Source organism: Hylemonella gracilis (assembly GCF_004328645.1).
Lineage (GTDB): Bacteria > Pseudomonadota > Gammaproteobacteria > Burkholderiales > Burkholderiaceae_C > Hylemonella > Hylemonella gracilis_B.
This window is the reverse complement of the sequence record NZ_CP031395.1, coordinates 492,727-516,946: the sequence shown is the minus strand read 5'-3', so window position 1 is coordinate 516,946 and position 24,220 is coordinate 492,727. Positions and strand designations below refer to the sequence as shown.

24 protein-coding genes are annotated in these 24,220 nt (G+C 56.3%); 16 read left to right on the top strand and 8 right to left on the bottom strand.

Translation table 11 applies throughout. The features are described from left to right. The first annotated feature begins 131 nt into the window (after positions 1-131). From DW355_RS02525 to DW355_RS02475, 11 genes are all read left to right on the top strand, one after another. Positions 132-797: a TnsA endonuclease N-terminal domain-containing protein gene (locus DW355_RS02525; RefSeq protein ID WP_131277782.1), complete on the top strand. Its 666-nt coding sequence runs from the start codon at positions 132-134 to the stop codon at positions 795-797. Then, positions 785-2,701: a Mu transposase C-terminal domain-containing protein gene (locus DW355_RS02520; RefSeq protein ID WP_131277780.1), complete on the top strand. Its 1,917-nt coding sequence runs from the start codon at positions 785-787 to the stop codon at positions 2,699-2,701. The genes DW355_RS02525 and DW355_RS02520 overlap by 13 nt, the downstream gene beginning before the upstream one ends. After that, entirely contained in the window at positions 2,701-3,432 is a 732-nt protein-coding gene (locus DW355_RS02515; protein WP_242671276.1) for a TniB family NTP-binding protein, read from the top strand. Before DW355_RS02520 ends, DW355_RS02515 begins: the two co-directional genes overlap by 1 nt. A 175-nt stretch (positions 3,433-3,607) precedes the next feature. Continuing rightward, positions 3,608-4,621: a TniQ family protein gene (locus tag DW355_RS02510; RefSeq protein ID WP_131277778.1), complete on the top strand. Its 1,014-nt coding sequence runs from the start codon at positions 3,608-3,610 to the stop codon at positions 4,619-4,621. Between the two features lie 194 nt (positions 4,622-4,815). Next, positions 4,816-5,166 (top strand): hypothetical protein, encoded by a 351-nt coding sequence (locus DW355_RS02505; RefSeq protein ID WP_131277776.1) that lies wholly within the window; start codon positions 4,816-4,818, stop codon positions 5,164-5,166. Beyond that, entirely contained in the window at positions 5,163-6,584 is a 1,422-nt protein-coding gene (locus DW355_RS02500) for a hypothetical protein (protein ID WP_131277774.1), read from the top strand. The genes DW355_RS02505 and DW355_RS02500 overlap by 4 nt, the downstream gene beginning before the upstream one ends. Before the next feature lie 74 nt (positions 6,585-6,658). Beyond that, positions 6,659-7,324, top strand: coding sequence for a hypothetical protein (locus DW355_RS02495; RefSeq protein ID WP_131277772.1), 666 nt, complete (start codon positions 6,659-6,661; stop codon positions 7,322-7,324). Between the two features lie 107 nt (positions 7,325-7,431). Beyond that, entirely contained in the window at positions 7,432-8,595 is a 1,164-nt protein-coding gene (locus DW355_RS02490; RefSeq protein ID WP_131277770.1) for a hypothetical protein, read from the top strand. Further along, positions 8,592-9,875, top strand: a complete 1,284-nt coding sequence (locus DW355_RS02485) for an HD domain-containing protein (protein ID WP_131277768.1) — start codon at positions 8,592-8,594, stop codon at positions 9,873-9,875. The genes DW355_RS02490 and DW355_RS02485 overlap by 4 nt, the downstream gene beginning before the upstream one ends. After that, positions 9,872-11,032, top strand: coding sequence for a DNA methyltransferase (locus DW355_RS02480; protein ID WP_131277766.1), 1,161 nt, complete (start codon positions 9,872-9,874; stop codon positions 11,030-11,032). The genes DW355_RS02485 and DW355_RS02480 overlap by 4 nt, the downstream gene beginning before the upstream one ends. Continuing rightward, positions 11,029-11,535 carry an AAA family ATPase gene (locus tag DW355_RS02475; RefSeq protein ID WP_131277764.1) on the top strand — a complete coding sequence of 169 codons (507 nt, stop codon included), beginning with the start codon at positions 11,029-11,031 and terminating at the stop codon, positions 11,533-11,535. Before DW355_RS02480 ends, DW355_RS02475 begins: the two co-directional genes overlap by 4 nt. 8 nt (positions 11,536-11,543) lie before the next feature. Here DW355_RS02475 and DW355_RS02470 read toward each other — a convergent pair whose 3' ends face one another. The 4 genes from DW355_RS02470 to DW355_RS18530 form a co-directional block, all read right to left on the bottom strand. Continuing rightward, a complete protein-coding gene (locus DW355_RS02470; protein ID WP_131277763.1) occupies positions 11,544-12,356 on the bottom strand; it encodes a metallophosphoesterase in 813 nt (270 codons plus the stop codon). Positions 12,357-12,358: 2 nt separating this feature from the next. After that, positions 12,359-12,904, bottom strand: a complete 546-nt coding sequence (locus DW355_RS02465; RefSeq protein ID WP_131277761.1) for a hypothetical protein — start codon at positions 12,902-12,904, stop codon at positions 12,359-12,361. Between the two features lie 626 nt (positions 12,905-13,530). After that, the gene (locus tag DW355_RS02460; protein WP_131277759.1) at positions 13,531-15,957 is read right to left on the bottom strand and encodes a tetratricopeptide repeat protein; all 2,427 of its coding nucleotides are present in this window, start codon (positions 15,955-15,957) and stop codon (positions 13,531-13,533) included. Between the two features lie 150 nt (positions 15,958-16,107). Further along, on the bottom strand, positions 16,108-16,434 hold the full coding sequence (locus DW355_RS18530) for a YunG family protein (protein ID WP_431733226.1): 327 nt from the start codon (positions 16,432-16,434) through the stop codon (positions 16,108-16,110). A gap of 408 nt (positions 16,435-16,842) precedes the next feature. On the opposite strand from DW355_RS18530, the gene DW355_RS02450 reads away from it, so the two are divergent. Then, the gene (locus DW355_RS02450; RefSeq protein ID WP_131277757.1) at positions 16,843-17,268 is read left to right on the top strand and encodes a helix-turn-helix domain-containing protein; all 426 of its coding nucleotides are present in this window, start codon (positions 16,843-16,845) and stop codon (positions 17,266-17,268) included. A 167-nt stretch (positions 17,269-17,435) separates the two neighbouring features. Then, positions 17,436-18,500 (top strand): hypothetical protein, encoded by a 1,065-nt coding sequence (locus DW355_RS02445; RefSeq protein WP_131277755.1) that lies wholly within the window; start codon positions 17,436-17,438, stop codon positions 18,498-18,500. 32 nt (positions 18,501-18,532) lie between these two features. On the opposite strand, the gene DW355_RS02440 is transcribed toward DW355_RS02445, so the two are convergent. From DW355_RS02440 to DW355_RS02425, 4 genes are read right to left on the bottom strand one after another with little or no spacing between them, the layout of a single operon-like run. Further along, positions 18,533-20,167: a hypothetical protein gene (locus DW355_RS02440; RefSeq protein WP_131277753.1), complete on the bottom strand. Its 1,635-nt coding sequence runs from the start codon at positions 20,165-20,167 to the stop codon at positions 18,533-18,535. A gap of 53 nt (positions 20,168-20,220) precedes the next feature. Next, positions 20,221-21,231, bottom strand: a complete 1,011-nt coding sequence (gene lipA, locus DW355_RS02435) for a lipoyl synthase (RefSeq protein ID WP_131277751.1) — start codon at positions 21,229-21,231, stop codon at positions 20,221-20,223. A 7-nt stretch (positions 21,232-21,238) separates the two neighbouring features. Next, positions 21,239-21,925: a lipoyl(octanoyl) transferase LipB gene (gene lipB / locus DW355_RS02430; RefSeq protein WP_131282204.1), complete on the bottom strand. Its 687-nt coding sequence runs from the start codon at positions 21,923-21,925 to the stop codon at positions 21,239-21,241. 13 nt (positions 21,926-21,938) lie between these two features. Beyond that, complete coding sequence (locus DW355_RS02425; RefSeq protein WP_131277749.1) at positions 21,939-22,229, bottom strand: YbeD family protein; 291 nt, start codon at positions 22,227-22,229, stop codon at positions 21,939-21,941. Between the two features lie 167 nt (positions 22,230-22,396). On the opposite strand from DW355_RS02425, the gene DW355_RS02420 reads away from it, so the two are divergent. From DW355_RS02420 to atpE, 3 genes are all read left to right on the top strand, one after another. Then, positions 22,397-22,963: an ATP synthase subunit I gene (locus DW355_RS02420; RefSeq protein ID WP_431733204.1), complete on the top strand. Its 567-nt coding sequence runs from the start codon at positions 22,397-22,399 to the stop codon at positions 22,961-22,963. Between the two features lie 23 nt (positions 22,964-22,986). Beyond that, entirely contained in the window at positions 22,987-23,862 is an 876-nt protein-coding gene (atpB, locus tag DW355_RS02415; RefSeq protein ID WP_131277747.1) for a F0F1 ATP synthase subunit A, read from the top strand. An 85-nt stretch (positions 23,863-23,947) separates the two neighbouring features. Further along, positions 23,948-24,199 carry a F0F1 ATP synthase subunit C gene (atpE, locus tag DW355_RS02410; RefSeq protein ID WP_131277745.1) on the top strand — a complete coding sequence of 84 codons (252 nt, stop codon included), beginning with the start codon at positions 23,948-23,950 and terminating at the stop codon, positions 24,197-24,199. Positions 24,200-24,220: the final 21 nt, after the last annotated feature.

Here is a 24,220-nt window from a genome sequence, read left to right as displayed (position 1 = left end):
TGTCAGACGCCTACTGACGGGAAGCCTGGTCAGTAGCGAATTTCGTTTCATTCTAGGACTTTTCTTTCAGAATTGAATGCGACAGAATCCAGAAGCTAGTGCGATCGTGGGGTGATCGTGAAAGGGTCTGGATGCCGGTCCGCAAGATTCCCAAAAATCATCTGGTGGTGACGGGCAGCTATTCCAGCCGCAAGAACGCCGAGATCGATGCTTTCGAGTCCTTGCTCGAGAAGGACTACTTTCTGCTGCTCGACTTCGACCCGGCAGTTCACTCCTTCGAACCTCAACCTGTCAGGGTGCCCGTCCCAGGTGTGCCCCGTGGCTATGTGCCGGATGTGCTGGTGCGCTACCACCCGGATGCCGTGTCCGGGCAGGAGCCCAAAAGAACCCTCGTGGACGTCAAGCACACGGACGACCTGGCGAGGAACGCCGACAAATACGCCTTCAAATTCGATTGCGCGAAGCGGTTTGCCGAGGAGCAGGGCTGGGAGTTCAAGATCGTCGACCAGCGCCAGATTCGAACACCCCGCCTGGCGAATCTCAAATTCCTGCGCGCATACAGAAACACCAGCCCAGCGGTCGCAGACATCGAACGTGTGCTCGACTGCGTTGACGAGACTCCCCGATCCCATCACCAGGTGCTGGAGCAACTTGCTCAGACAGAAGATGACAAGCTGCACTGGTTGCCGGTCATTTGGTCGATGCTCCTGTCAGGGCATCTGGTGACTGACTTGGACGTGCCATTCGGGAGTGAGGTACTCATTGCCCGAGGTGGAGATGACGCATGGCCAAGGTGATCCCCAACCAACTGCCGCTGAGCAAAGGGGCGATCGTCAGCAGCAATGACCGGGACTACGCCATTCTCGAGGTCGCCGATCTGAACAAGATATTGGCGAAGGATCTGGAGACAGGTGCGAAAGTCTTGCTGACTATTGGCGATCTGCGGCCTCCCCAGCCTATCTCCACTGCCAGCGGCGCTGAGTCCGTAGAGATCGATCTGTCGAAGATCCCCGAGTCGGATTGGGCGATCGCGGAGCAACGCAGAAAGTGGCTTGAGCCGCTGCTGGTCAACCAGTCGTTGTACGGAACCAAGACGGCTGAGCAGATCGCTATCGACGCAGGCGTCAATCGGGCGACCGTCTACCGGTGGCTGGATGCTTTCAGACGCACTGGGCTTCTTTCCTCACTGCTGCCTATGCGGGGCCGCGCCGGAGGCGGCAAGGCGGGGCGGCGCATCTCGCCCGAGGTCGAAGCCATCATCCGCGACACGATAGAGAGCTTCCACGACACAGAGCAGAAGCCTTCGATCACCGAAACCGTTCTGGAGATCCGTCGCCGCTGTTCGAATGCCGGCCTGCGTCTACCAGCAACCAACACCATCAGGCTCCGCCTGAAGCAGACGTCCGGTCGCGAGCGCACGCGCAGGCGTCTTGGTGAGGCAGCGGCCTTTGCCCTGCACGACCCCGCCAAGGGCACTATTCCGGATGCGGAGTGGCCTCTCGCGATTGTTCAGATCGACCATACCTTGCTGCCGGTGATCATCGTCGATGACGAGCACCGCAAGCCGATTAACAGGGCGTGGATCACTCTGGCGATCGACGTTGATAGCCGGGTGTGCCTGGGCATGTACCTGACCTTGGACCCGCCGTCGGCCATGTCGGCCGGCATGTGCATCGCCCATGCCATTCTTCCGAAAGAAGCTTGGCTCCGGCATCTGACAATCGCAGAACACATTGAGTGGCCATGTTGGGGCGTGATGGGCGCTATCCACATGGACAACGCCAAGGAGTTCCGTGGCGACATGTTGAAGATGGCTTGCCGGGAATATGACATCGACATCCACCTGCGGCCGGTCAAAAAGCCGCGGTATGGCGCCCACATCGAACGCCTGATGGGCACGGTCACGCAGGGTCTCAAAAGCGTAAAAGGTTCAACCTTCTCCGGGCCTGATGAAAAAGGCGAGTACGACGCCGAGGGCAACGCTTGCATGACCTTTGCGGAGATCGAGCGGTGGCTGATCCTCTTCTTTGCCCGCTATCACCGCGAGGTGCACACCGGCATCGGCATGCCCCCGTTGGTGAAGTTCCGTGAGGGACTGCTGGGCACGAAGAAGAAACCAGGGCGCGGATTGCCGGCACGCCGGTTGGACGAGGAAACCTTGCGGATCCATTTCACGCCGTACGTCGAGCGGCCGGTGCAGGGCTATGGCGTGGTGATCGACAACGTGCACTACTACCACGATGTCCTGCGGCCGTGGATCAACGCGCCGCATCCTGAATTCCCCAAACACAAGCGCACATTCCGTTTTCACCGAGACCCGCGAGACGTCAGCCAGCTCTACTTCTTCGATGAGCTGAGTGGTCGGTTCTGTGCCATTCCCTACCGGGACACGAGTCTGCCGCCGGTGAGCATCTGGGAGTTGCGCAATGCCCAGCGCGCAGCGAAGGCAAAGGGCATCGATCCCGAAAACGAAAAGCTGGTGTTTGCCATCCTGAACGAGCAGCGGGCCATTGAGGCCGAAGCGGCCGCCAAGACCAAGACGGCCAGGCGCGAGGCGCAGCGCAGGGTGGAACACGCCAAGCAGCGCGAGACCAAGAAACAGACCATGCCGACGGTTTCCCAGCCTGCGGCGTCCAGTGCTCCTCCTCCGTCCGTGCGCGGTTACGACCCCGACGACATCGAAGCCTTGGATGACGAGTGATGGCGACGTCTGAGCTCAAATCCCGTTTGAGTCCGGAGGCCGAGCGCCTGCTGGGCGAACCAGATGATGTACGCATTCGAGCCATCCGGGAGGGAACCTGGATGACCTACGACCGGGCCAAGGAGATTCTGGCCAGGATGGAGGATCTGCTGGACTACCCGCGGATCACCCGCATGCCCAACATGCTGCTGGTGGCACCCTCCTTCAATGGCAAGACCTCCATCCTTGAGCGGTTCATGTCCTTGCATCCTCCGGATCTGGACCCGGCCGCCGAGGTAACGACATGCCCGGTGGTGATGGTCGAAGCGCCGCCGGCGCCGGATGTCTCCGCCTTCTATTCTCGGATCCTGGACGCGCTGATGGCGACCTACAAGCCGAGTTCCTCGGTCCAGGAGAAGAATTCCCAGGTGAAGCATCTCTTCCGGGAGCTGGGGGTCAAGGTGCTCATCGTGGACGAAATCCACCACCTGATTGCAGGCAGTCTGAACCGGCAAAGGGATTTTCGCAACGCGCTCAAGAGTCTGGGCAATGAGTCCAAGGTGTCGATCATCGCGGCCGGTATCGAGGATGCGTACAACGCCTTCGTGGCCGATCCGCAGATGTCGAGCCGGTTCATGCCCGAGGAGTTGCCTCTTTGGAGGCCAGGCAGGGAGGTGGGCACTCTGCTGGCGACCTTGGAGCGGCGTACCCCCTTGCGCAAGCCATCGGACCTCAAATCCCCGAAAAGATGAGCGAGATGTGCCTGCGCAGTGAAGGCACGCTGGGTGATCTGTGCGATCTCTTCAAAGAGCTGGCGGTCGATGCGATCCGCAGTAGGACCGAGGAAATCACGCTTGAGAGCATCCGCGCCATCCGGTGGGTACCGCCCTCTCGGCGCAAGCAGCACCGCCGGTTTTAACGACCGTCATGAAGGGCCTGACCTCGTCGTTGTGGCCCATCCGGTACAAGCCGTATCCCGATGAGTTGCTGACCTCCTGGCTGGTCCGCCTGGCTTGGGGGCATGGCCTGAAGGTGCAGACCTTCTGCAACCTGATCTTTGGTGGACAGCGCCAGGTCTGGAACCGGGATGTTGATCGCCTGGGACCAGACTGGCTGGTCAATGAGTTGGCGGATAGGACGGGCACGCTGCGGCAAGTTGCTCACGCCACGACCTTGCGCGCGTATGAAGGGGTGCTGTACCCGAAATTCAGGGCTGCGGGAACGTTGCCTTGGATCCAGACGCTGATGATGTACCACCGCAAGCGGGAAGGTTTCGGCTTGCAGTTCTGCCCTGTCTGCTTGGCCGAGGACGAGAAGCCCTATTACCGTAGGTCCTGGCGAGTGTCCTTCAACACGATGTGCATCCGGCACCAGGTGATGCTCAGGGACCGATGTGCCCAGTGTGGTGCACCAGTCATCTTCCACCGCATGGAGATGGGGCAAGGCAAGGTTTCCGAGGTGGGGTCCATGGGCAATTGCCACGCCTGTGGTTGCCCACTCGCTGATTCGCCGAGAGAGGAGATTTGGAGCTATGACGAGGATGCTCTGGATTTCCATGCCGCGCTGTGCCGCGCCATTGCGGAGGAGGAAACCCAGAGTGTGGATCTAGACGTGATGCGGGTCATGCATCAGCTGGTCCGGCTGATGTTGACTCGCCACAAGACAGTCACCTTGCGCCAGCATGTCTGCGGGGAGCTGCAGGTGACGGACCTGGTGAAGGTCTCGGGACGGATCGGCCTCGAGACGATGCCGCTGATGGAGCGGCATCACCTGGTGCAGCTGGTTTCCTGGTTGATGGTGGATCTAGCAGGAAGGTTGGAAGTCGCCTGGCTGGCCAGGGCGATTCGGTACAACCACTTGGGGAAGGACTTCAACGAGCCGCCGGCTTGGTATCAAGAGTTGATCGAAAAGTTCGCAGATTGGCGTTCTCGGTTTCAGTAGCCCTTGAGTTGATGGACTGTCCCCAGTGAGGTTGAGAAGTCTGAGCTGTCCAATCTCTCGCCTATCGAGCTGAACTCCGAAATCTCCTCTTACTCAATTGCGCTGAGATAGCGGGAATTTGGACCTTCATAGTGTTTTATTCATTTCGTTTATTTCATTTATGGGGTATATTGATTCCACAAGGATGTTCCAAGGTGCCCAAGTCCACCCCCGACAGCAAGCTACAGCTTGTTGCACAGCAGGCGATTCGTAAATATGGCTCTGTTGAGAGCGCAGCTGAGGCAGTTGGCCTGAGTCCCGCAACCCTGTGGCGCGTGTCTCAGTCAGGTCGCGCAATCCCAAGAACTAAAGCCGTGCTGGGTGTATGGGGCGCTAAATCTGCAGAAAACGAAATAAATGAAATGGCCCCTGAATCAATTTCCGTGATGACTCGGGAGGATCTGCAACATACAAGGAACGTACTTTTGGCTTTGGTGCAATTCTTAGATCACTACATCGGAGCGTTAGCGGTGAACCCTCGAGTCAACTCAGGAGGTCTGGAATGAGTGAGAAGCTGAACTCCGCGCCGGAGGACGCGATCTTTGCACCATCAACGGAGCTCATGACAAAACCTCATCACGTTGTCTCAACCGATTTATCGATTGAGGGGGACAACGAAGCGGCGTCGGTGTCCTTTAACACGAGTGAGTTGGCCAATTCACCATGGGACTATCACCAGCAATCGTATAGGTATGGCCTTCATGGCCTGATCAAATATCCTGCGATGATGGTTCCACAAATGCAAGGGGACTTGCTTGATGCCGCACTTCGCGCGAACCCGAAAATTACCAACGTCTTGGATCCGTTTGTCGGCGCCGGAACCACTTTGGTTGAGAGTCTTGCCCGAGATTTGAATTTCACAGGCATTGATCTCAATCCATTGGCAATTCTTGCTTGTCAAGCCAAGAGTGGTCCTCTTCTTGGCAAAGCATATGCCACAAAGGTAAATTTAATGCTGCGCAGGGTCTCAAACGATCGTGGGAAATCCATTGATGTCGATTTCCCAGAATTGCACAAATGGTTCAATGATCCTGCGGCAATTCAACTTTCTCGGATCCGCCGCGCAATCTGCGACGAATCCAACCTGTGGGCTCGTAGGCTAATGTGGTTGTCATTTGCGGAGACTGTTCGAGCCGTGAGTAATAGTCGCAGCTCAACGTATAAGCTTCATATTCGCCCCCCAGAAGAACTCTCGAAAATCTCAGACGCAGTTGAGTATTTTCAAAACGTGGTTCAGGATTCGGTACTACGTGTGACCTGGCATGCCGAAGAATTGAGCAATCGGGGGGTGCTACACCGAGGCCGCGTTACGCGATCAATCAGAACCTATTGTGGCACCGTAAATGAGTTTTCCAGAAACAAGAGAGCGTTTGCACAGCTGATAATTTCATCGCCTCCATATGGAGACAATCGATCCACTGTTTCCTATGGGCAGTTTTCCTACTTGCAGCTACGCTGGATTCCTGAAGTAGACCTCCCATCGGGGAAGACTTCATTTCAAAACGCGTATGCCATTGACGGTCGAAGTTTGGGGGGGAGTCTTAGAGGAAGCCTTGAGTGCGCGGATGCTTTGTGCACTACCTCAGTTGCCGCGAAAGAATTCATTGGCAACCTTCAGGCCCTCGGCCGGCGGGATCTCCTGAGTAAATCCCTTGCCTTCTTGAGTGACTACGAACGCACATTGAAGAGCGCGTCAAGTTTGTTGTGCACAGGAGGTATCGCCATCTGGACGCTTGGAGATCGAATGGTGGGAGGGGTGCGTCTTCCACTCGGGGAGATCACCGCCGATTTTTTACGGCGCTTTGGAATGAATACTCAAGGCCATTTGCAGCGCTCTATTCCGCAGAAGCGAACTCCTCAGCGTAATTCACAGGGCGCAACAATGAGTGAAGAGCGCGTGCTGATCACCAAGAAAGTAGCCTGACACACCGCCACTATATGCGTGGCAGAATGCCTTTTCCAATGTACTTTCCAATATAGGAACAGGGGGGATGGGAGATGGCAGAGTCGGCTACTGAGCAGGTGATTTTGATGTTTTCCGGAGGGCGAGACTCCACTCTCGCCGCGCTCCGACTACATCGTGCTGGGCACTCTCTGAAGCTCGTCACGATCACAGCTGATCACCTTTTTGGTATCAACAATGTCGAGCAACGGTTACGTGAGCTTGCCTCGTTACTTCCCCCCGATACTGAGTGGCTGCAAATCCCTCAACCGGCATTGCGTGGGACGCAGCATTTCTTTCACAAGCAGACATGCCTTCCTTGCCAAAGCGCTTACGTAGTAACCGGGGTGAATATCGCGCGACAAACCGGTATTCGTAATATTGCTCTAGGGTACGCGGGTTATCAGGGGGGCTGGCCGGAACAGGGGCCCCAGGCAACAAGAATCCTAGAGAGTACCTTGAAGCAACACGGCCTTGAGCTGAAATTGCCTGTCTACGATATCGAATCCCGTGCCAGTGCGGTGCAGGAGCTAAAGACTAATGGTATTTCTGAGATGGCATTGGAGCAAAAATGCATCCGCCAAGTAAACAATGTGGAGCTAGAGGGTGCAACGTTATTCAGTCAATTGGAGTTGTGGGGGAAAGCAATTGATGAAGAGTTGAGTAAAAGTCGCTTGCTTTTGAATATTTCGAAGCGAGTTCGGTTGGGTGACCTGGTATGACAACAGTACCGACTATCCCTGCGCCGAGTGGCAGTAGTGCAACCCAAACGGCAAACGCCCCAATTGCGTCGTTACCCATAAGTGCCGCTAACAGCGAAGCGGCTCCTATGCCTACATCAACGACATCCAGCGTTGAGGCGACAAGCGCCAATACTTGGCAGTTGCTGGGGTACGAATTTCCCTCTCCCAAAGATACGCTTACTGCAACAGGCGTTTTGCTCGCATTTCTAATAGGGTTCTACACGCTAATCGGAAGGGATCGAAAGTCCCCATATTTGACGAACCGGCTGTTCCAGATTCTGTTGCTCTGTTTGCCAGCGGTGATTCTGTGCCTTTTGGCTCAAGTGTTTGGTACATCCTATGGATGGTCTAAATTTACCGCCAATATTCTTGCAGTTTCAGCGTTTTCATTTCTTGTAGTCGCTTTGGTTTTGACTTTCTGGCGGATCTACAAAATCTACATGCGTTTTGCACTTTTTGTAGATTCAGCTAGCCCTAAGCATCTCTCAATTTTTCGGTTCATAAAGTCCGCTTATAGGCGGTTTAACAATACGAAGCCGTGGGAGTGGACGGGTATCCCCTTGTCTGAAACGTTGCAAGCAAAGGTTCACAAGATAATAAATCCAGAAGGTGAAGCAGTAGACGCGTCCGCTGAACAACCAGCATCCGTGGCGATCTCGCTGTCTCAGCATGGGCGTGCAAACCACATATTGGCGGAGTTGGCCACCGCGTTCTTGGAGGACGGCAAGCTCGTCCAATACATGACGGCATCTCGTCATCCACTGGAATTTGTGAAGTACTTACAGAATCACATTGGGAAGAATTCGACTACTAAGTGGCACGATATTCGATCAAAAATCGTGGTGGTAGATGCGTACACGCGACATTTCGGCTACGCAGATTCCATTTACATGGAGGCGACTACATCTTTGACGCGAAATTTCGGGGTCCAACATGTGACGTCAGGGGAGTCATTCGCGGGTCTGCATACTGCGTCGTCCGTTGCTTTTAACAAGATCAAAGATCAAGCGGCCAAGGGAGCGGGCCGCCAACCAATGCTGGTCATCTATGAAGATTGCTATGCCTTGGCAGATCTTGAATCACGTGAGCAATACCGTGTGTTCGTCCGCCATGTTGTGCCATCTGAAAGAATGTGGGAAGGTATGTTCACTGTCTTTGTGGAGACGGCGCAGGAGGCAGCTGATTGGGGGCTTCTTGCCTCATATTGCGATCTGATCAAGATCGAAAAAACGGGTGAGAATTTACAATGAGCTGGCAAAAGGGCTTCGGACAAGTCCAAGTATTGGATGCCCTCTATGGGCCAATAAGTTTTAGTCCAGAGCTATCTGATCTTATGCGTGCGCCAGTAGTTCAGCGCATGCGCCACATTCGACTCTCCAACATCGATTCGATGGCGCTTCCAGGGATTGCAGGACTCAATAGATTTGAGCACGTGCTTGGCACAGCTTATCTTTCAACTATCGTCGGCTTCTCGAACGCACTAGATCCAGGCGAGCGCATTGCTCTTCAAGCCGCCGCACTTATGCACGATTGGGCAATTACTGCATTCGGTCATCTTGTCGAAGAGGCATTCGCCTATGTTGATTCCACGTTTAATCACGAAGGCAAGCTTTACGAACTTATAGCCAGCAATCCATCAGATGTCGGTGGCGTCAATAAGCAAGTCCTTCGCGGTCGGGAGACGGGCATTCAAGATTGGTGTACTCAAATATTTGGTAGCCAGGCCGACAAGTATCTGAAAGTCATTACTGAGACCATCGCAGGCAGAGGGCCCCTGGGGCCGGCCGTGGCAGGAGAGATTGATCTTGACAATATTGACAATCTCCACCGGATTGCGTTTCACATGGGAATAGAAATTGACAAAGGAGCACCCGTCCGCCTATCGCGATGCCTCATGGGGGCAAACAATTCAGGCAATCCAATCTTTGCTCTTGACGCACGAAATGCTCTTGTAAATTGGATAAAGCTTAGACGCAATGTATATACCCACTTGATGTTGGCGCAGCCTGATTTCACAACAAAGGTGATGCTGTTGCATGCAACCGTGCATGCAATGCAAGCTGAAGAATTCACTGATCAAGACTGGAACATGACAGACGTCGACTTGATATCGCGGCTTATGCATTCCAAAGTCAAAGAAACGAGAGACACAGTAGATCGATGGGCGGCTGGAGAGCTCTGGCAAATGGCTCCTTTACTGTGGCTTGCGGGATCTGTTCCAAATTATTCCCAAGTGATGGCGTTCTCCGAGAGATTGGCCAAAGAAATCAAGCGCCCCGTGTTTGCATATCGCATTAAGGATAAGCGTGAGCGCAAACTTAGTGTTGAGTTTGAAGATGGCTCAACAGAAATTTTCGGAGCCACGTCGAAGAAATGGCTGCTGGGCATCGGCTCTCCTACTCAGAAAGCTTTTGCCGGATCTCAGCTTATTGCAATTCGCGACTTTGCTTCAGAATTCTTTCAGTCTCAGGTGCTTTCAGAGTCAACGGATGCTAGTGCCGAGGATGTTGGTCAAGGAACACTGATTTGAATTTAAAGACTGCTGTCGCTGAACTGGATCGCGTGAATTGGTCATTTCCCAGCACAGGCACCCGTGAAAGCTCTATTCATACCGTGCACCGTTTTGCGGGTAACTTTATTCCGCAAATTCCTGCACATTTAATCCAAATTCTGTCTTCGCCCGGTGAGCTAGTTTTCGATCCGTTTGTAGGAAGTGGCACAACGGTCATTGAGGCGCTCACCCTCAATCGGTGCGCACTCGGCAATGACCAGACCCGTGCTTGCGTCTTTATTGCTGAAGCAAAGATGCGGGCGCTCAAGAATCCATTGCGTATAGATTTACGTGACGCAATCGCAGGTGAACTCGCATGGCCACATCTCTGTCAATCGAGTGAGGTTGGAGCTCAAGGAGAGGGCTCGAGTCCCGAGTTGGCCGCTTGGTACTCTGACGGTACTCTGGCTCAGTTGCGTTACCTGTGGAAGTTGATTGAACGCGTAGACAGTGACCAACGCCATTTGTTAACACTAATCTTCAGCGATGTTTTGTTCGCGTGCGCATCTACGATAAGTGCCCCGACCTCGGGAGGTAAACCACGTAGGCATCACTGGGGTTGGATCGCAGACAATGTTAAGCCAGCGCAACCAGCTGATCACAATGCCGCTTCGATTTTTTTGGAGCGAATTCTTGCCACCTCAATGATCCAGGCAAGTAATCCGTGCACGGAAGTGAGCGGAAAAATTATCCATGGCGATGCCCGGAAATTAGATGTTCCATCGAACAGCGTAGATCTAATTGTTACGTCGCCGCCCTATGCAGGAATGATCGATTACGCCCTCGCGCATAGGCTGCTCTATATGTGGATGAACTGGGACTTGTCTGAAGACAAAAACGATGAAATTGGAGCACGCTACAAGCGCAAGAGGCGTAATCTCCTCAGTGAATATCTACTGGATATGGATGTCTGCTGGAAAGAAATGATTAGGGTGCTGAAACCAGGCAGAGCATGTGCCGTTGTCCTTGGGGAGTCACGAAAGTATCCTGGTGCGGCAAAGCAAGCCTTCGAGTTGTTTGAAGCTATGGCGCCCCAAATTTGGGGGCCCGTTGGGAGAACGCCTACTAGGAGGCGTCTTTCTGATCGACAAGCCACTGAGCCAGTGGAGTTCATTTCCATATTCGTAAAACGATGATCATCGCTCTATACGGTCGAAGTTCGAGCGGAAAGACTACGATCGCAAAAGCGTTGGCGCCGCATTTGGGAAACTGTCAAATTCGGCACTGTGGCGAGATCGTCAAAGAACGCGCGCGTCAACTATCAGTTTCTTTAGGTGATTTGCCGTATGAAGAGCATCTCAAGATTGATGCCGAGACAGTGGGGGTGGCCAATACTCATTCTGGAAAGATAATTATCGAAGGGCGATATTTGCACTGGGTCTTGAGTCAAATACAGGCTGGCGTTCGCCTTGTTGAGCTTGATTGCAGCGAGGCCGTGCGCATAGAGCGCTGGGCAGTGCGATCTAAAGGCGGTATTAGCCGGAGCGGGCTTGCTGGCATGGACGCAGCGGAGCAGGACTTTACTGTGAAGATGTTCGGACGTTCAGTACCGCTCCAATCCGGGTTGAAGATAGACACGACTTCAAATGAAATAAATGCCTGTGTCCAACAGATATTGAATTGGCTCTCTATACGTTGACACCCATCTCACACCGCGACAATCAAATCCGGTCGAAACTCCTTGTTCATGTCTTCCCGCTTGGCATAGGAATATCCACGGGGATTGCAGATCACCCGGGTCGAACCGACCATGTAATCCGCGTTGAAGTGGATGTGCCCGTGAATCCAGAGCATGGAGCGCCCGAGCAGGTGCGACAAGTCTGACGCGTAGGCAGGGCTTAGCGGGTGTCCCTTGTACTCTGCGGGTACCGATTGCTCATGGGGCGCGTGGTGAGTCACGACCACCGTCTTCTCCGGACTACCTGCTGTGAGCTCTCGATCCAGCCATTGCACACTCGCCTCGTGGCGACGCCGCGCGAGCAGCGGAATCAGCTGGGTGCGACGCAGTTCTTTCCACTCCCGGTTTTCACCCGGTAAACGGTCCAGCTTGATCCGTTGGTAGTCGTTCATGCGGTCTTGTGCTTTAGCCATGTAGTCCCGCGACTGGTCTGAGCCGTACAGAGCGAAATCGGTCCACAAGGTACAGCCCAAGAACCGAATCCCGAACAATTCCACGGCGTCATCCTCCAGGAAATGAATTCCCAGCTCGGCTGACTTCAGCCGTAGCTTGCGCAGGTTCTTGTTCCAGTAGCGACCGTAGAACTCGTGGTTACCGGCCACGAGGATGATCTCCTTGTCCGGGAAAGCCTGGCGCGCCCAGATCGGTGCTTGCACGCCTTCATGGATGTCGCCGGCGAGAACCACGACGTCGGCGTCGGCATCAATCCGGCGGCCATCCACCTCCGCACGCATGGGCTGAATGTCGTTGTGCAGATCACTCAAGATCAGGAGCTTGGTCATGGTCACGTGCTCCCTTGGTTGTCCTGGTCTTCAAGCGTTTCCCAGTCAATCAGCCCGTCCTGGCTGTCCAATTTGCGGCGCCGCGCCTGGTGCTCTGGGCATAGCACCAAGAGGTATCCAATATCGACGTCCGGACTACCCGGCGCGCCGCAGGCCAGGCAAACGTTCTTGGTCGCGACTTGGGCAGCATCGATCAGCTGCAAGATGGCACTGCTGATGTCCTGGAAGCTGCGATCCTTTTCAGTTTTGACCTTGCGTTTGGGCGAGATCTCCTGGCTCAAGACACCCTGGGGCGTCCAGATATCCAGTCGAGTACCGGATTTGCGGCGCCCGAAGCGGTAGTAGAACCGCGCCGATCCGAACTTCTCCTTGATCTGACTCCAGTGAAAGCCCAGTTTGTCCTGTCCCAGCGTCTGGTCCACGTCGGCGCAGAGCTTGGCAAAGATGGGCATCCAGCCCTTGGCAACGTCCACATCAGCTGGGTTGATGAACTGGTAGGGATAAAGCGCCTGAAGTTCTTTGAGGGAAACGGATTGTTGTGAGTTCACGATGGGCTCCTTTGACTGGTGAGTCAGGAGCCCGGGCGTCTACGCGTCGTCAGCGGTGTCTCGCGTTTGCCTGAACTCCTGGACGGAATTCGCTGGTGTGGCGGCTTTGCAGGTTCGGGTTCGCACAGGGTGTGTGAACCGCTTGCTGCTGGCCGCGCGGCAAACTCGTGCGTCGTAGGAGAAGCGCATGGACATGGCCAAGACGGAGCGCTTGATGGAGGACGTCAACTCGTGCGCAGGCACTCGGCCGACGTGCGGCTGCAGGAGTGGCTGGTGTGCGAGGTTGAACATGTGGCGTTCCAGTGGCTGACTCCACAGTACAGGACACGCCTGAAAACCGCAAGAGCGTCGAGAATTCCTGACTAAGATTCCCGATATCGGTTATTCACATGGTTGCCGGGCAGGCAATTGTGGATGCGGCGCATCAACTCATCGTGGCGGTCGACGTCACCGACTTAGTCTCGGAGCGGGCCACGCTGCCAACGCCAATCTCATGCATTGCTGGCTGCAATCAGTCTGCAAGGGGCTGAGAGCTTGATTACAACTAAGTCCGGCAGCGTAGAGTTCATAGCCATGAAACTGCCCGAGCAGGTAGTCTAGGCGAAAACGGGGTGTGGCTCGGGCTCTCAATCGCGCAGCCAGCGGTTCTTGAACGCCGTTGCCTCTGCGACAAACCTGCCGAGGAACCTGTCTTTCGGAGCGAGTCTGAGAGCGCGTTCGACGCACTGCGACGCACTTTCAAAATCCTTGGGATCAGAGTGGACGTGCGCGTATGCTCGCTGCAGTTCACAGAGGTGCTTTGGCTTTCCGAGTGACTCCGCGCGATTCAAATCCTTGACCGCGTCGTCAGCACGCCCCAGGCGCGCTTCAACCAAACCTCGAGTGAACCAGGGCTCAGGCTCGTCTGGAAGCAGCACGGTTGCTCTCATTGCCTTCTCGAGCGCAGCGTCGTATCGACGCTGGCTGAACAGCGCGTATGCGAACCTGTCGTAGAGGTAGCCATTGTCCGGATCCTCAGAGCAGGCCGCTTCGTAGTGCACAAAGGCCTGATCGATGTTGCCGTCTTGAAAACTCTTCCAGGCTGCGCGCGCGGACGGGACCACAAATGCACGCGTGTTTCGGTCCCGCACCTGGGCCGAAGCATCAGTGACGAATTCTCGGTAACGCTTTTGAATCCAGCTTACGTTCTCCGGCGACGGAACGATTTTTCCATCTAATACCTCTGTGCGCTCGGCGCAGTAGTTCGAGAACTCAGGGTTGAAAGCAACTTGCAGGATCCCCTGAATCTTCGTCACCGTTCCGATGCCTTTGCTCTCCTCGATGGCCTCGCTCGCAGCCGCCACATTCACGTTGGCCACACGACAGCAGAGCTGAATGATGTATTGGTCGATCACATCGCCAATACGGCTCATCAGCAACATCACGTGCCGCATATCGGGCGCCAAGCGGGTCCATGCATCGTCGTACAAGAACTGCCCGAGGTCTTGACGTTGCATCCGCTGGACGCGTTCGAAGGAGCGCTCCAGACTCTCCCCTGGTGCGGAAGCGGCCTGGGCAAAAACTTCTAGCGCGATCGGCTTGTTGTTGAGCGCCTTGGAGTACGTCTTCAAGGTCGATGGACCTGCAAGGATGATCGACTGACACTTGAGCGTTCGCCCCCGTTTCTTCAAAAACTCCAACCCCTCCTCTGGCGACCAGCTTTCTGTCTGAATGGGAAACGCTTCGATCTGCTCACGACGTCGCGAGGTCAGGATAACGCGACCGACATGCTTGCTCAATTCGTTGATCTGTGAGCCAAGTGCGCGAATATCATCATCGTTCTTGGCCATCGTCTCGGTGTTGTCGAGGATGATCAGATGGTCATCCCTCTTCAAGTGCATTTGCGCTTGCAGGCCTGCGAGCTTCTGGACTACTTCCTTGGGACTCTTGTCGTACCAGGATCTATCTAGGGGCTTGGTGGAGTGAAGACGCGCGATCTCGACGGCAACGTCCGCGACACCAACATCCTGCGCCGATATGTGTTCCAAACCTTGAAGTCCCCAACGCGTTTTCTTCGCGGTGTAGAACGTGATCAGCTCTGGGCGCCACTTGACCTCAGTCTCACCTTCCAGAAGACGGTGCAAGAATTCGATGACTAGAGTCGTCTTCCCCATGCCGCCGTCACCGTGAACCATGCACCGGCGTGAGTCCATGTCGTCCGCCCATTCTTCGAGCGAGGTCAATTCCACCGTACGACCAGTGAATTCCTGAATGGCAGCCAACCTGTCAGGAATGAGTACAAATGGCCGCCAATCCGGTGCCCATCCTGGCTCGCAAATGGAGTACTCGGGCGCCGATCGCGCCGGCAGTTCCAAAAGCAAGTTTGGAACCTCGAAGATGACAGGTTCTCGCTTGAGAAGCGCGCGAGAAATCTGGGCCTCGACTCTGATCTTGCCGGCGGAGGTCGCGATCAAGCGTCGGTAGCAAATTGGGTCACCACCATAGAGCTTCAACGTCTTGAGTGGCGTGCCGTCGCGCCCGCCTAGGGGAGGGATCAGTAGTGTTTCGCTATCATCGGCGACTATTGGGAGGAATGGCGCAGCCCTTGCGATCAGGCCACGAATGACGGCCACGTCCGCCTCTGGATCGTAGCCGCCAGGCAGACCGTGTCCTTCGACGCCATCATTGCGCTCACGCACAAATGCCAGCAGTACCGTTTCGACGTTCGCCCTCGACTTCCCGACGAGGCGCCTGAGCGGATCGGACAGGGAAGCTGTCTCCCAATACTGGCGGCCGGCAGACTTCCACCCTAAGTTCTCGACCGCCACTAGCAGTTCGGACAGCAACCCAATGAGTTCACCGTCTGCGGGTGCGACGAAGTCCTTTAGGTCAACCCCAGTAAATTTTTGTAGCTTCGAGGGGTCAGCCCGGAGGGTGTTCGCGATCCACTCGCCCAGCACGACGCACGCATGCTGCAGTGTGATTCTCATGAGCCCGAGAACTGCGGCCCGAACGTTTTCATCGGTCTTGAGTTGCTCGGCTCCACGAACTCGCGTCTCTAGAATTCCTTGCATGAGCCCCCCTTCTGATTTTGACCACTACTTCGAACTGTACGTCTTCCATCGAATAGCGTCACAATAGTTCATCGCGAATGACGGTTGATGGTCGATAACTTGTCGTTTCGGAGCAGCGACCAAGACGACGTCGGAAGTGAAACGTAAGCGCTAGACAGCATTGGTAAGCCGCATTTTGATTAGCATGTACTTTTCGGTGGATGTGTCTGAAAGTGCCGCCTCGCGTGTTGAGAGTGTGTCGTCGTATGGAATGGGTTCGGGGAATTGGCTCGAGGTCAGATCCCAATTCACGCCATAAATCACGTTGTAGAAGTGCGTTCCGTTTGCGGTCTTGGTACTGAGAATGTCACCACCGAAGCAATCCTGCACGACCAACGACGTGACGCTGCAATGATTCTGCGCAGGATTGGAAGGTGACCATGCACCGGTGGGACTAGATGTGTCCTTAGACCATACGCGAGCGATTGCACGGTACAGATCTAGTGGTGTCGTGAACGGGTTTTCAACGAATGAAATCTTGTGTACCCTGCTTGATAAAAGGGCTACGCCTGCTGATGACTGGCATCCTATCGCAACACTGAATCCGACCGCAGCCAGATCGTGACTTGCGAATGACCTGTTTTAATAACTGTGGTCACTCGTTCGGTGAGACTATCCATCCGTAACCAGCCATCTTCAAAACGGTCATCTGCAACGTAGTCAAAGGCAGATTCTGGTTTGAAACTGCCGAATTTCCATGTCAGTGTCGCTGAAAGAAGATCGGAGCCGTAACTATCCATATGCTTGCGTTCTGTACTTCAGCTACGCCCAATACTGCGACACGTGTTCCCATTTCATCCGCCCGTGTTTATGTATATTCTCTAAACTCCAGCTACCAGCAGCGAAATGGCAAATATTTCAAGCCTTCTGAAATCAGAAATCACGCGTCTCGCTCGGAAAGAAATCCGTTCAGAAGTCGAAGGCCTGAAGAAGGCTGTAGCCCATTACCGTAGTGACATAGCCAAGCTCAAACGAGAACTGGCTGCGCAAGAAAAAAAGATTGCCCGCCTAGGCAAGAGTACGCCTTCCGCCATCAGTGATACGTCGGACGATGGTCCGAAGTTACGTTTTCGTGCGGCGGGCTTCGCGAGCCTGCGCAAGAAGCTAGGTCTGTCAGCTGCTGACATGGGAAAAATTCTCAACGTTTCGCTTCAAACCATTTACCACTGGGAAAAGGGGACCGCTAAACCACGGGCAAGTCAGCTTGTGCGCATCGCTGAGGTTAGAAAACTAGGAAGGCGAGGAGCGGCCGCAAAATTGGCTGATGCCTAGAAGCTGCCTTTGGCAAGGATTAGTCTGGAACGGATCTTGAGTGTTGGAGGGTAGTTGTGCAGCGAATTTTGCCCGTCGCGTCCTACGCTTGAACAGTGACTATTGGTCGTCTTCCTGTCGTTCGCTCAGCCATACTCCGACAGTGAAGAACTGCACCGGGAGGCTTTATGTCTTTGAAGGTTTTGTGGTCGAAACTATTCGGGGAGGATTCAGCGCCAGACGGTGAGCCTGCCAAGCCGAGCGCGCCGCTCACTTCTCCTGGTCGAGCGCACCGCGAGGCTTCCAAGCCAGAAGGCCGAGCGTCAGGCGCGCGTGACTCGAAGCTTTTGGACCGCGTACTGTTGATCGATTCGTTGAACTTCATTGGTCGTGCGTCGCAGTCACCCAATAAACGCTGGGTTGTGGGGAGCACCGACCGTCTGCCGGGCATGAACTCGCGGCAGGACCATCGAGATGGTTCGGTTGTCTTGCTTGACTACCAGGCTGATCAGGTCGTTCTCCGAATCTCAGACCTATACCGACCGATGGCATCCGCCGTCTCAGACACTGGAGCGTTCGTTGTATGCGACGCACATTTCGGTAACCGACTGTGCTCTGAAGTGCTCGCGTTCGACACTGCCCACAAAAAATTGCTCAGCCGAAGCTACTCAGCCAATGTGTTCAATCTGGCAATCTCTAAGTGTGGTCGCTATGTGGTCATCCAGACGGCCAATGCCCCAAACGGTGACGGGAACCTGCTGGAACTATTCGATTTGCAGGGCGGGGAAGCGCTCTTCTCGAAGCAACCCCAAACTGGGTGGGCTGACGAGTACTCGTTCGCGGTCGGTGACGATGGGGTTCTGGAAAAACTCTCAGTGATTCACGAGGGCACTGGTCGATTCAACTACTCCCCGTCCGGGGACTTTCTGGACCATACGGAATTCCGCAAAGCACGACTCTTTACTGGATCGCCTGAGATGCGTATCTTTGGCGCGAAAGAAGAGTTGAAGGCAGACCCGACGAACCGCACGCTTGCGGAAGAGTTGCTAGCTCCGCTGGAAGTGGCTCTGAAAGAGGTGGAGCGTTCGCGCGTGGACTCGCTGGCTACAGGGCTGCGCACGAAGGGTGAGATTCTGGAGTTGCTGGGCCGTGGCGCGGAAGCAATCAGTGCTTACGAGATGGCGCTGGCGGTTAACCCGAAGGTGGGAGTAGCGGCACGAGTGGCAAAGCTGAAGAAGCTCGCTGCTGGCTAGAGCCGACGTCGTACCTGAATGCGGTCTACCCGTTAGGAATCGGCTTCCCCTACTTGCTCGACTCTGAGAGCGCAGTAGTCCATTGCCGCTCTGCGCAATATTTCCGGCAAGGGTGCTGATGTATTGGAGGCAACTGCCTGATGGGCGAGGCCATCTTCAATGGCGATCAGACGCTCCAACTGGTCATGCCTCCGAATTTCAAATGCCGCGACACGTCTCAAGCGCGTTCTGGAATCTGCGTCTGGCGTAAACAGTCTCTGATCGATTTCCCCGTCTTCGTCTACCACCAGTGGGATCGGTATCGTCCAGCCATCGTGATCGCTGCAGGTCAGTAGCTCGATCTTGGCATCTGTGGCTTGAAGTAAATTGAGAAGCACAGGCCGCAGAAACTCTGGTGCACTCATCAGATCTGGGCCGGCAGACTGAATCGCCGTAGCAAATTCGACTGACCGAATCCGCTGCTCGGAGCCAGGATCCCCAACCGCGGCCGCAGCTATGGCCTGCTTGGCCAAGTAGCGCTTGCGCGACTGAATGAATTCTTCCGGCGAAATGGATGCGCGTCGCCAGATCGATTTTGGGATCAGATCCGGGAAGCGCTGGTCACCCTGGAACCGTCGAGTCTTTGGTGTAAGTCGATTGGACGCATCGCGTTCGATGAGTGATTGATCTTTTCCCTCAGGAGCGGATGCAGGCTTGGGTTTTGATCCGGAGTTCGTGGCATCGGGTGCGCCATGGCGCAGCGGGACCTCGTACTGCAGTGATTGAAACGGGAACGGGTGAGAGCACGAGCGCAGGCTGTAGACCAGGAAGCTTGCGCGTGGCTGATCACCGAATGACAGCCACTGCCCAGACGCCTGCAGATCTGTCTCTCCTTCAAACGGGAAGACTGCCTGCGGATAAATCGCCTGTTGTGACGTCGATGCCCTGAGGAGAGAGGTTCCAACCAGTGCTGCAGCTCGCCATGCACGCGAGTCCAGGTGAATGCGGGCGATGTCGGCGGCAGACGCACCGGACAGTCTTTCAGCAAGGTGTAGGACGATGTGCCCCGCTGCCAGGTCATGTTCGGCTCTGCTGTAGAGGCTCTCGCGCTGAAGGGGCGGTGAGAACAGTCTCGAGACCAAACCGCTGGACGAGCCGAAGTAGAAGCGGATCAATTCCATGCACGGGATGACGAGTCGGCGTCCATCTGGCAAGGCAACCACGACGCAGTAGGACTGCGTGCACTGCATGTGCCAGGGGTGCTCGGAGACTGGCAACAGGAAGCCCTGTTCGTTCAGGTTGAGTCCGGCCTTGACCAGTGAAACGGTCGAGGAGGTGATCTGGAGGTTCTTGAACTCCTCGAGCTCGTAGTCAGGTTGGCTGTGTGGCTGTCCGTCGCGCCAGATGTCGCCGATTCGCAGCAGTGGGAGTGTCCCAACTGACACCCAGACACGCCGTTGGCGCTGAGCCAAGGCGACCGTATTGCTCGGGAGGGTACCCGTCGGACCGAATTGGAAGCGAGATTGGGAGAGCTTGGAGAGGTTAAGAAAGACGGAGGGCTGCTTTCTCCGCTGAGACCGGTCGGGGAAGGCGATGTCCCCGAACCAATCTATCCGCCATAAATCTTGGCCTTTCGGGAAAGCCAAAATCCGAGGTAAGTTGTTGTCGCTATTGAGGTTCAGCGTCACCACTCACAACGGATGCAAACTAAATTTTCGCGCTTAATTTTAAATTTTCGCTTTTAATTCTGATCGCTCACACCTACGCCCGCAGCGTGCGCCTGCTGATCGGCGTGGTAGGAGCTGCGCACCATCGCGCCCACAGCGGCGTGGGAGAAGCCCATCTTGTAGGCCTTGTCCTCGAACATCTTGAAGGTGTCCGGATGTACATAACGCTTCACTGGCAGATGGCTGTTGCTCGGCGCGAGGTACTGGCCGATGGTCAGCATGTCGATGTCGTGCGCGCGCATGTCGCGCATCACGTCCAGGATTTCCTCGTCCGTCTCGCCCAGGCCCACCATGATGCCGCTCTTGGTCGGCACGTTGGGGTGCAGGGCCTTGAATTTTTTGAGCAGGTTCAGGCTGAACTGGTAGTCGCTGCCGGGGCGGGCCTGTTTGTAGAGGCGCGGCACGGTTTCCAGGTTGTGGTTCATCACGTCGGGCGGTGCGGCTTTCAGGATTTCGAGCGCGCGGTCGTCACGGCCGCGGAAGTCGGGCACCAGCACCTCGATCTGCGTCAGCGGCGACAAGGCGCGGGTCTGGCGGATGCAGTCGACGAAATGGCCCGCGCCACCGTCGCGCAGGTCGTCACGGTCCACGCTGGTGATGACCACGTACTTGAGCTTGAGCGCGGCGATGGTCTTGGCGAGGTTGAGCGGTTCGTCCGCGTCCAGTGGGTCGGGCCGGCCATGGCCCACGTCGCAGAAGGGGCAACGTCGCGTGCACTTGTCACCCATGATCATGAAGGTGGCCGTGCCCTTGCCAAAGCATTCGCCGATGTTGGGGCAGGAGGCTTCCTCGCAGACGGTGTGCAGCTTGTGTTCGCGCAGGATGTCCTTGATTTCGTAGAAGCGCGTGGTCGGCGATCCGGCCTTGACGCGGATCCATTCCGGCTTCTTGAGGATTTCGCCAGCTTCGACCTTGACGGGAATGCGCGACAGCTTGGCCGCGGCCTTCTGCTTGGCCGATGCATCGTAGGCATCGACACCTTGCGCCGTGCGCACGACCTGGGAGGCGGGGGTGGGGCTGTTCATCGTGTGTTCAGGGTTGGAGATGGGCGCGCAATTTGTCGCCCAGCACCTGGGCCACGTCGTTCCAGTCGACGGAGACGCCCATTGTAGAAAGGTCGACCGTGGGCAGCCCGGGGTAGCCGCAGGGGTTGATACGGTTGTAGGGTTCCAGGTCCATGGTCACGTTCAACGCCAGGCCATGGTAAGTGCAGTGGTGGCTCACTTTCACGCCCAGCGCAGCGATTTTTCCCAGGCCCGTGAAGTCGGGCGCTTTGTCACTGATATGGCCTTTTTGCGGGCGCTGCGCAAGAGGCGCATGGCCGTAGGGGTCGTCCAGCCGCACATAGATGCCGGGGGCGCCGGCCACGCGGTGGCCTGTGACGCCGTAATGCGCCAGGGTGCGGAGGATGGCTTCCTCCAGCCGATACACGTATTCCTTGACGAAATACCCCGCCCGGCGCAGATCGATCAGCGGGTAGGCCATGACCTGCCCCGGTCCGTGGTAGGTCACCTGCCCGCCACGGTTGGTTTGCACCACGGGGATATCGCCGGGAACGAGCAGGTGGTCGGCTTTGCCCGCCAGCCCCTGCGTGAACACGGAAGGGTGCTCGCACAGCCACAACGCGTCCGGTGTGTCGGGGCCGCGTTGTGACGTGTAGTCCTGCATGGCCTGGTAGGTAGGCAGGTAGTCCACGCGGCCCAGCACGCTGATTTCCATCACGGTCGCCGACTCAGAGCACGACCTTGACCATGGGGTGCGAGGTCAGTGCGCGGTACAGGTTGTCGAGTTGCTCGCGGCTGGTGGCCGTGACCGTGATGGTCACCCCCAGGTAGTTGCCCCCCTTGCTTTCGCGCAGCTCGATGGTCGAGGCGTCGAAACTGGGGTCGAACTCGAGGGCCAGATGGGTGACGGCATGGACAAAACCGTCCACCCGCGCGCCCATGACTTTGATGGGGAAGGCGCTGGGATATTCAATCAGGCTGTCGGCGCGTGAGGCGGGGGTGTCGGGCTGGCTGGTCATGGGGGGCAGTGTCGCAGAACAGATCATCGTGCAGCGCAAATGGGGTCGGAACGTCATATACCAATGGATTGACACCATTGGGGTGGCGCGATCCGCGCGCGGAAGCCCCGGTGAGCCGCTTGGGATTACCCTGGGTGGACAAATTTTTGAACCTATAATGCGTGGCTTTGCAAAAGTTGACAAACCACGCCAAAAACGAAGGCGAACGTCAGGGAAGTCAGGGTTCCTGGGACGAGGCCGAGGAGGTCGAACCCCAGCCCTTGAGCGCCGAGGAGGCGCGCCTGTGGCGTCAGCGGTATCCGGCGGCGTCGCCGTGGCGCATAGTCGCTTGGCAGGCTGTGGTGGGTGTGCTCGTCGCGGGATTGACGGGGCTGGTCGGGCTGGTGAGCGGCTGGGGTGGCTCCTCAGGCGGAATGCTGTCCAGTGCGGGGTCCGTGCTGTATGGCGCCGGGGCGGTTGTGTTGCCCGCGGCCTTGTTGGCGCGGGTGATGTCGCGGCCGGTGGCCAATCATGCCGCAGCGGCGGGCGTCACTTTGCTGAGATTTTTCATTTGGGAGCTGACCAAGCTCGCGCTGACAGTGGCCATGCTGGTCGCGGCGCCCTGGTTGTTCCCCGGTTTGAGCTGGCTGGCCCTGGTGGGCGGGTTGGTGGTGGCGATGAAAGTGCATGGCGTGGCCGCATGGTTAGAGATGCGGCGCATGTCCCGAAATGCGGCTGAGTCACGCGGGATTTGAATTAAAAGTTGGTGGTCTGATCTATGTCTGCTGAGATTGCGAGTGAAGCTCACGGCCCGACGGCCGGTGAGTACATCAAACACCATCTGCAACATCTGCAGATGGATTTCTCCTTCGCTGCCAGGGAGCAGAAGGGCATAGTTGATTTCAGCCTCTTTAACCTCGACTCGGTGTTCTGGTCGTTGGTACTGGGCGTGATCGGCTGCTTCGTGCTCTGGCGTGCCGCGCGCAAGGCCACTTCTGGCGTGCCCGGCCGCTTCCAGGCGGCGGTCGAGATCCTGGTCGAGATGGTCGAGAACCAAGCCAAGGGCGTGATCCACAACGCCAAGAGCCGCAAGTTGATTTCCCCGCTGGCCTTGACGGTGTTCGTCTGGATCTTCCTGATGAACTTCATGGACATGCTTCCGGTCGATCTGCTGCCCCTGCTCTGGCAGACCACCACCGGAGACCACCATGCCTTCATGCGCGTGGTGCCCACCGCCGATCTGTCCACCACGCTGGGCTTGTCGTGCTCCGTGCTGATCGTTTGCCTGGTCTACAACATCAAAATCAAGGGTCTGGGCGGCTGGGCGCATGAGCTGATCGCCGCGCCCTTCGGTGACCACTGGGCGCTGTATCCGATCAACTTCCTGATGCAGATGATCGAATACGTCGCCAAGACCGTCTCGCACGGCATGCGGCTGTTCGGCAATATGTTCGCGGGCGAGCTGGTGTTCATGCTGATCGCCCTGATGGGCGGTGCCTGGGCGGTGTCCGGCACCGGCATCGGCCTGGCCATTGGCCATGTGATCGCCGGCACGGTGTGGACGCTGTTCCACATCCTGGTCATCACCTTGCAGGCCTTCATCTTCATGATGCTCACGCTGATCTACACGGGTCAGGCGCACGAGGCGCACTGACGCAGTCGGCCGGCGACGGCTGACCGATCTCTCGATCCTTCTCCAATTTTCTTTTTTCTTTTCTTTTAACCTAGGAGTCTCCCAAATGGAAAACATTCTCGGCCTCGTTGCTCTGGCTTGCGGTCTGATCGTCGGTCTGGGCGCCATCGGCGCTTCCATCGGTATCGCCCTGATGGGTGGCAAGTTCCTCGAGTCCTCGGCCCGTCAGCCCGAGCTGATGAACGAACTGCAAACCAAGATGTTCATCCTGGCCGGCCTGATCGACGCCGCTTTCCTGATCGGCGTGGCCATCGCTCTGCTGTTCGCTTTCGCCAACCCCTTCGTCATCGCCGCCTGATCTCGGTTCCTTTCACGCCCG

Excerpts from the sequence above, each read along its gene's own strand:
- DW355_RS02525 (WP_131277782.1), top strand. The coding sequence starts at position 132 with ATGCCGGTCCGCAAGATTCCCAAAAATCATCTGGTGGTGACGGGCAGC.
- DW355_RS02515 (WP_242671276.1), top strand. The coding sequence starts at position 2,701 with ATGGCGACGTCTGAGCTCAAATCCCGTTTGAGTCCGGAGGCCGAGCGC.
- DW355_RS02495 (WP_131277772.1), top strand. The coding sequence starts at position 6,659 with ATGGCAGAGTCGGCTACTGAGCAGGTGATTTTGATGTTTTCCGGAGGG.
- DW355_RS02425 (WP_131277749.1), bottom strand. The coding sequence starts at position 22,229 with ATGACCAGCCAGCCCGACACCCCCGCCTCACGCGCCGACAGCCTGATT.
- DW355_RS02450 (WP_131277757.1), top strand. The coding sequence starts at position 16,843 with ATGGCAAATATTTCAAGCCTTCTGAAATCAGAAATCACGCGTCTCGCT.
- DW355_RS02500 (WP_131277774.1), top strand. The coding sequence starts at position 5,163 with ATGAGTGAGAAGCTGAACTCCGCGCCGGAGGACGCGATCTTTGCACCA.
- DW355_RS02510 (WP_131277778.1), top strand. The coding sequence starts at position 3,608 with ATGAAGGGCCTGACCTCGTCGTTGTGGCCCATCCGGTACAAGCCGTAT.
- DW355_RS02520 (WP_131277780.1), top strand. The coding sequence starts at position 785 with ATGGCCAAGGTGATCCCCAACCAACTGCCGCTGAGCAAAGGGGCGATC.
- atpB (WP_131277747.1), top strand. The coding sequence starts at position 22,987 with ATGTCTGCTGAGATTGCGAGTGAAGCTCACGGCCCGACGGCCGGTGAG.
- DW355_RS02460 (WP_131277759.1), bottom strand. The coding sequence starts at position 15,957 with ATGCAAGGAATTCTAGAGACGCGAGTTCGTGGAGCCGAGCAACTCAAG.
- DW355_RS02445 (WP_131277755.1), top strand. The coding sequence starts at position 17,436 with ATGTCTTTGAAGGTTTTGTGGTCGAAACTATTCGGGGAGGATTCAGCG.
- atpE (WP_131277745.1), top strand. The coding sequence starts at position 23,948 with ATGGAAAACATTCTCGGCCTCGTTGCTCTGGCTTGCGGTCTGATCGTC.
- DW355_RS02475 (WP_131277764.1), top strand. The coding sequence starts at position 11,029 with ATGATCATCGCTCTATACGGTCGAAGTTCGAGCGGAAAGACTACGATC.
- DW355_RS02490 (WP_131277770.1), top strand. The coding sequence starts at position 7,432 with ATGCCTACATCAACGACATCCAGCGTTGAGGCGACAAGCGCCAATACT.
- DW355_RS02485 (WP_131277768.1), top strand. The coding sequence starts at position 8,592 with ATGAGCTGGCAAAAGGGCTTCGGACAAGTCCAAGTATTGGATGCCCTC.
- lipA (WP_131277751.1), bottom strand. The coding sequence starts at position 21,231 with ATGAACAGCCCCACCCCCGCCTCCCAGGTCGTGCGCACGGCGCAAGGT.
- lipB (WP_131282204.1), bottom strand. The coding sequence starts at position 21,925 with ATGGAAATCAGCGTGCTGGGCCGCGTGGACTACCTGCCTACCTACCAG.
- DW355_RS02470 (WP_131277763.1), bottom strand. The coding sequence starts at position 12,356 with ATGACCAAGCTCCTGATCTTGAGTGATCTGCACAACGACATTCAGCCC.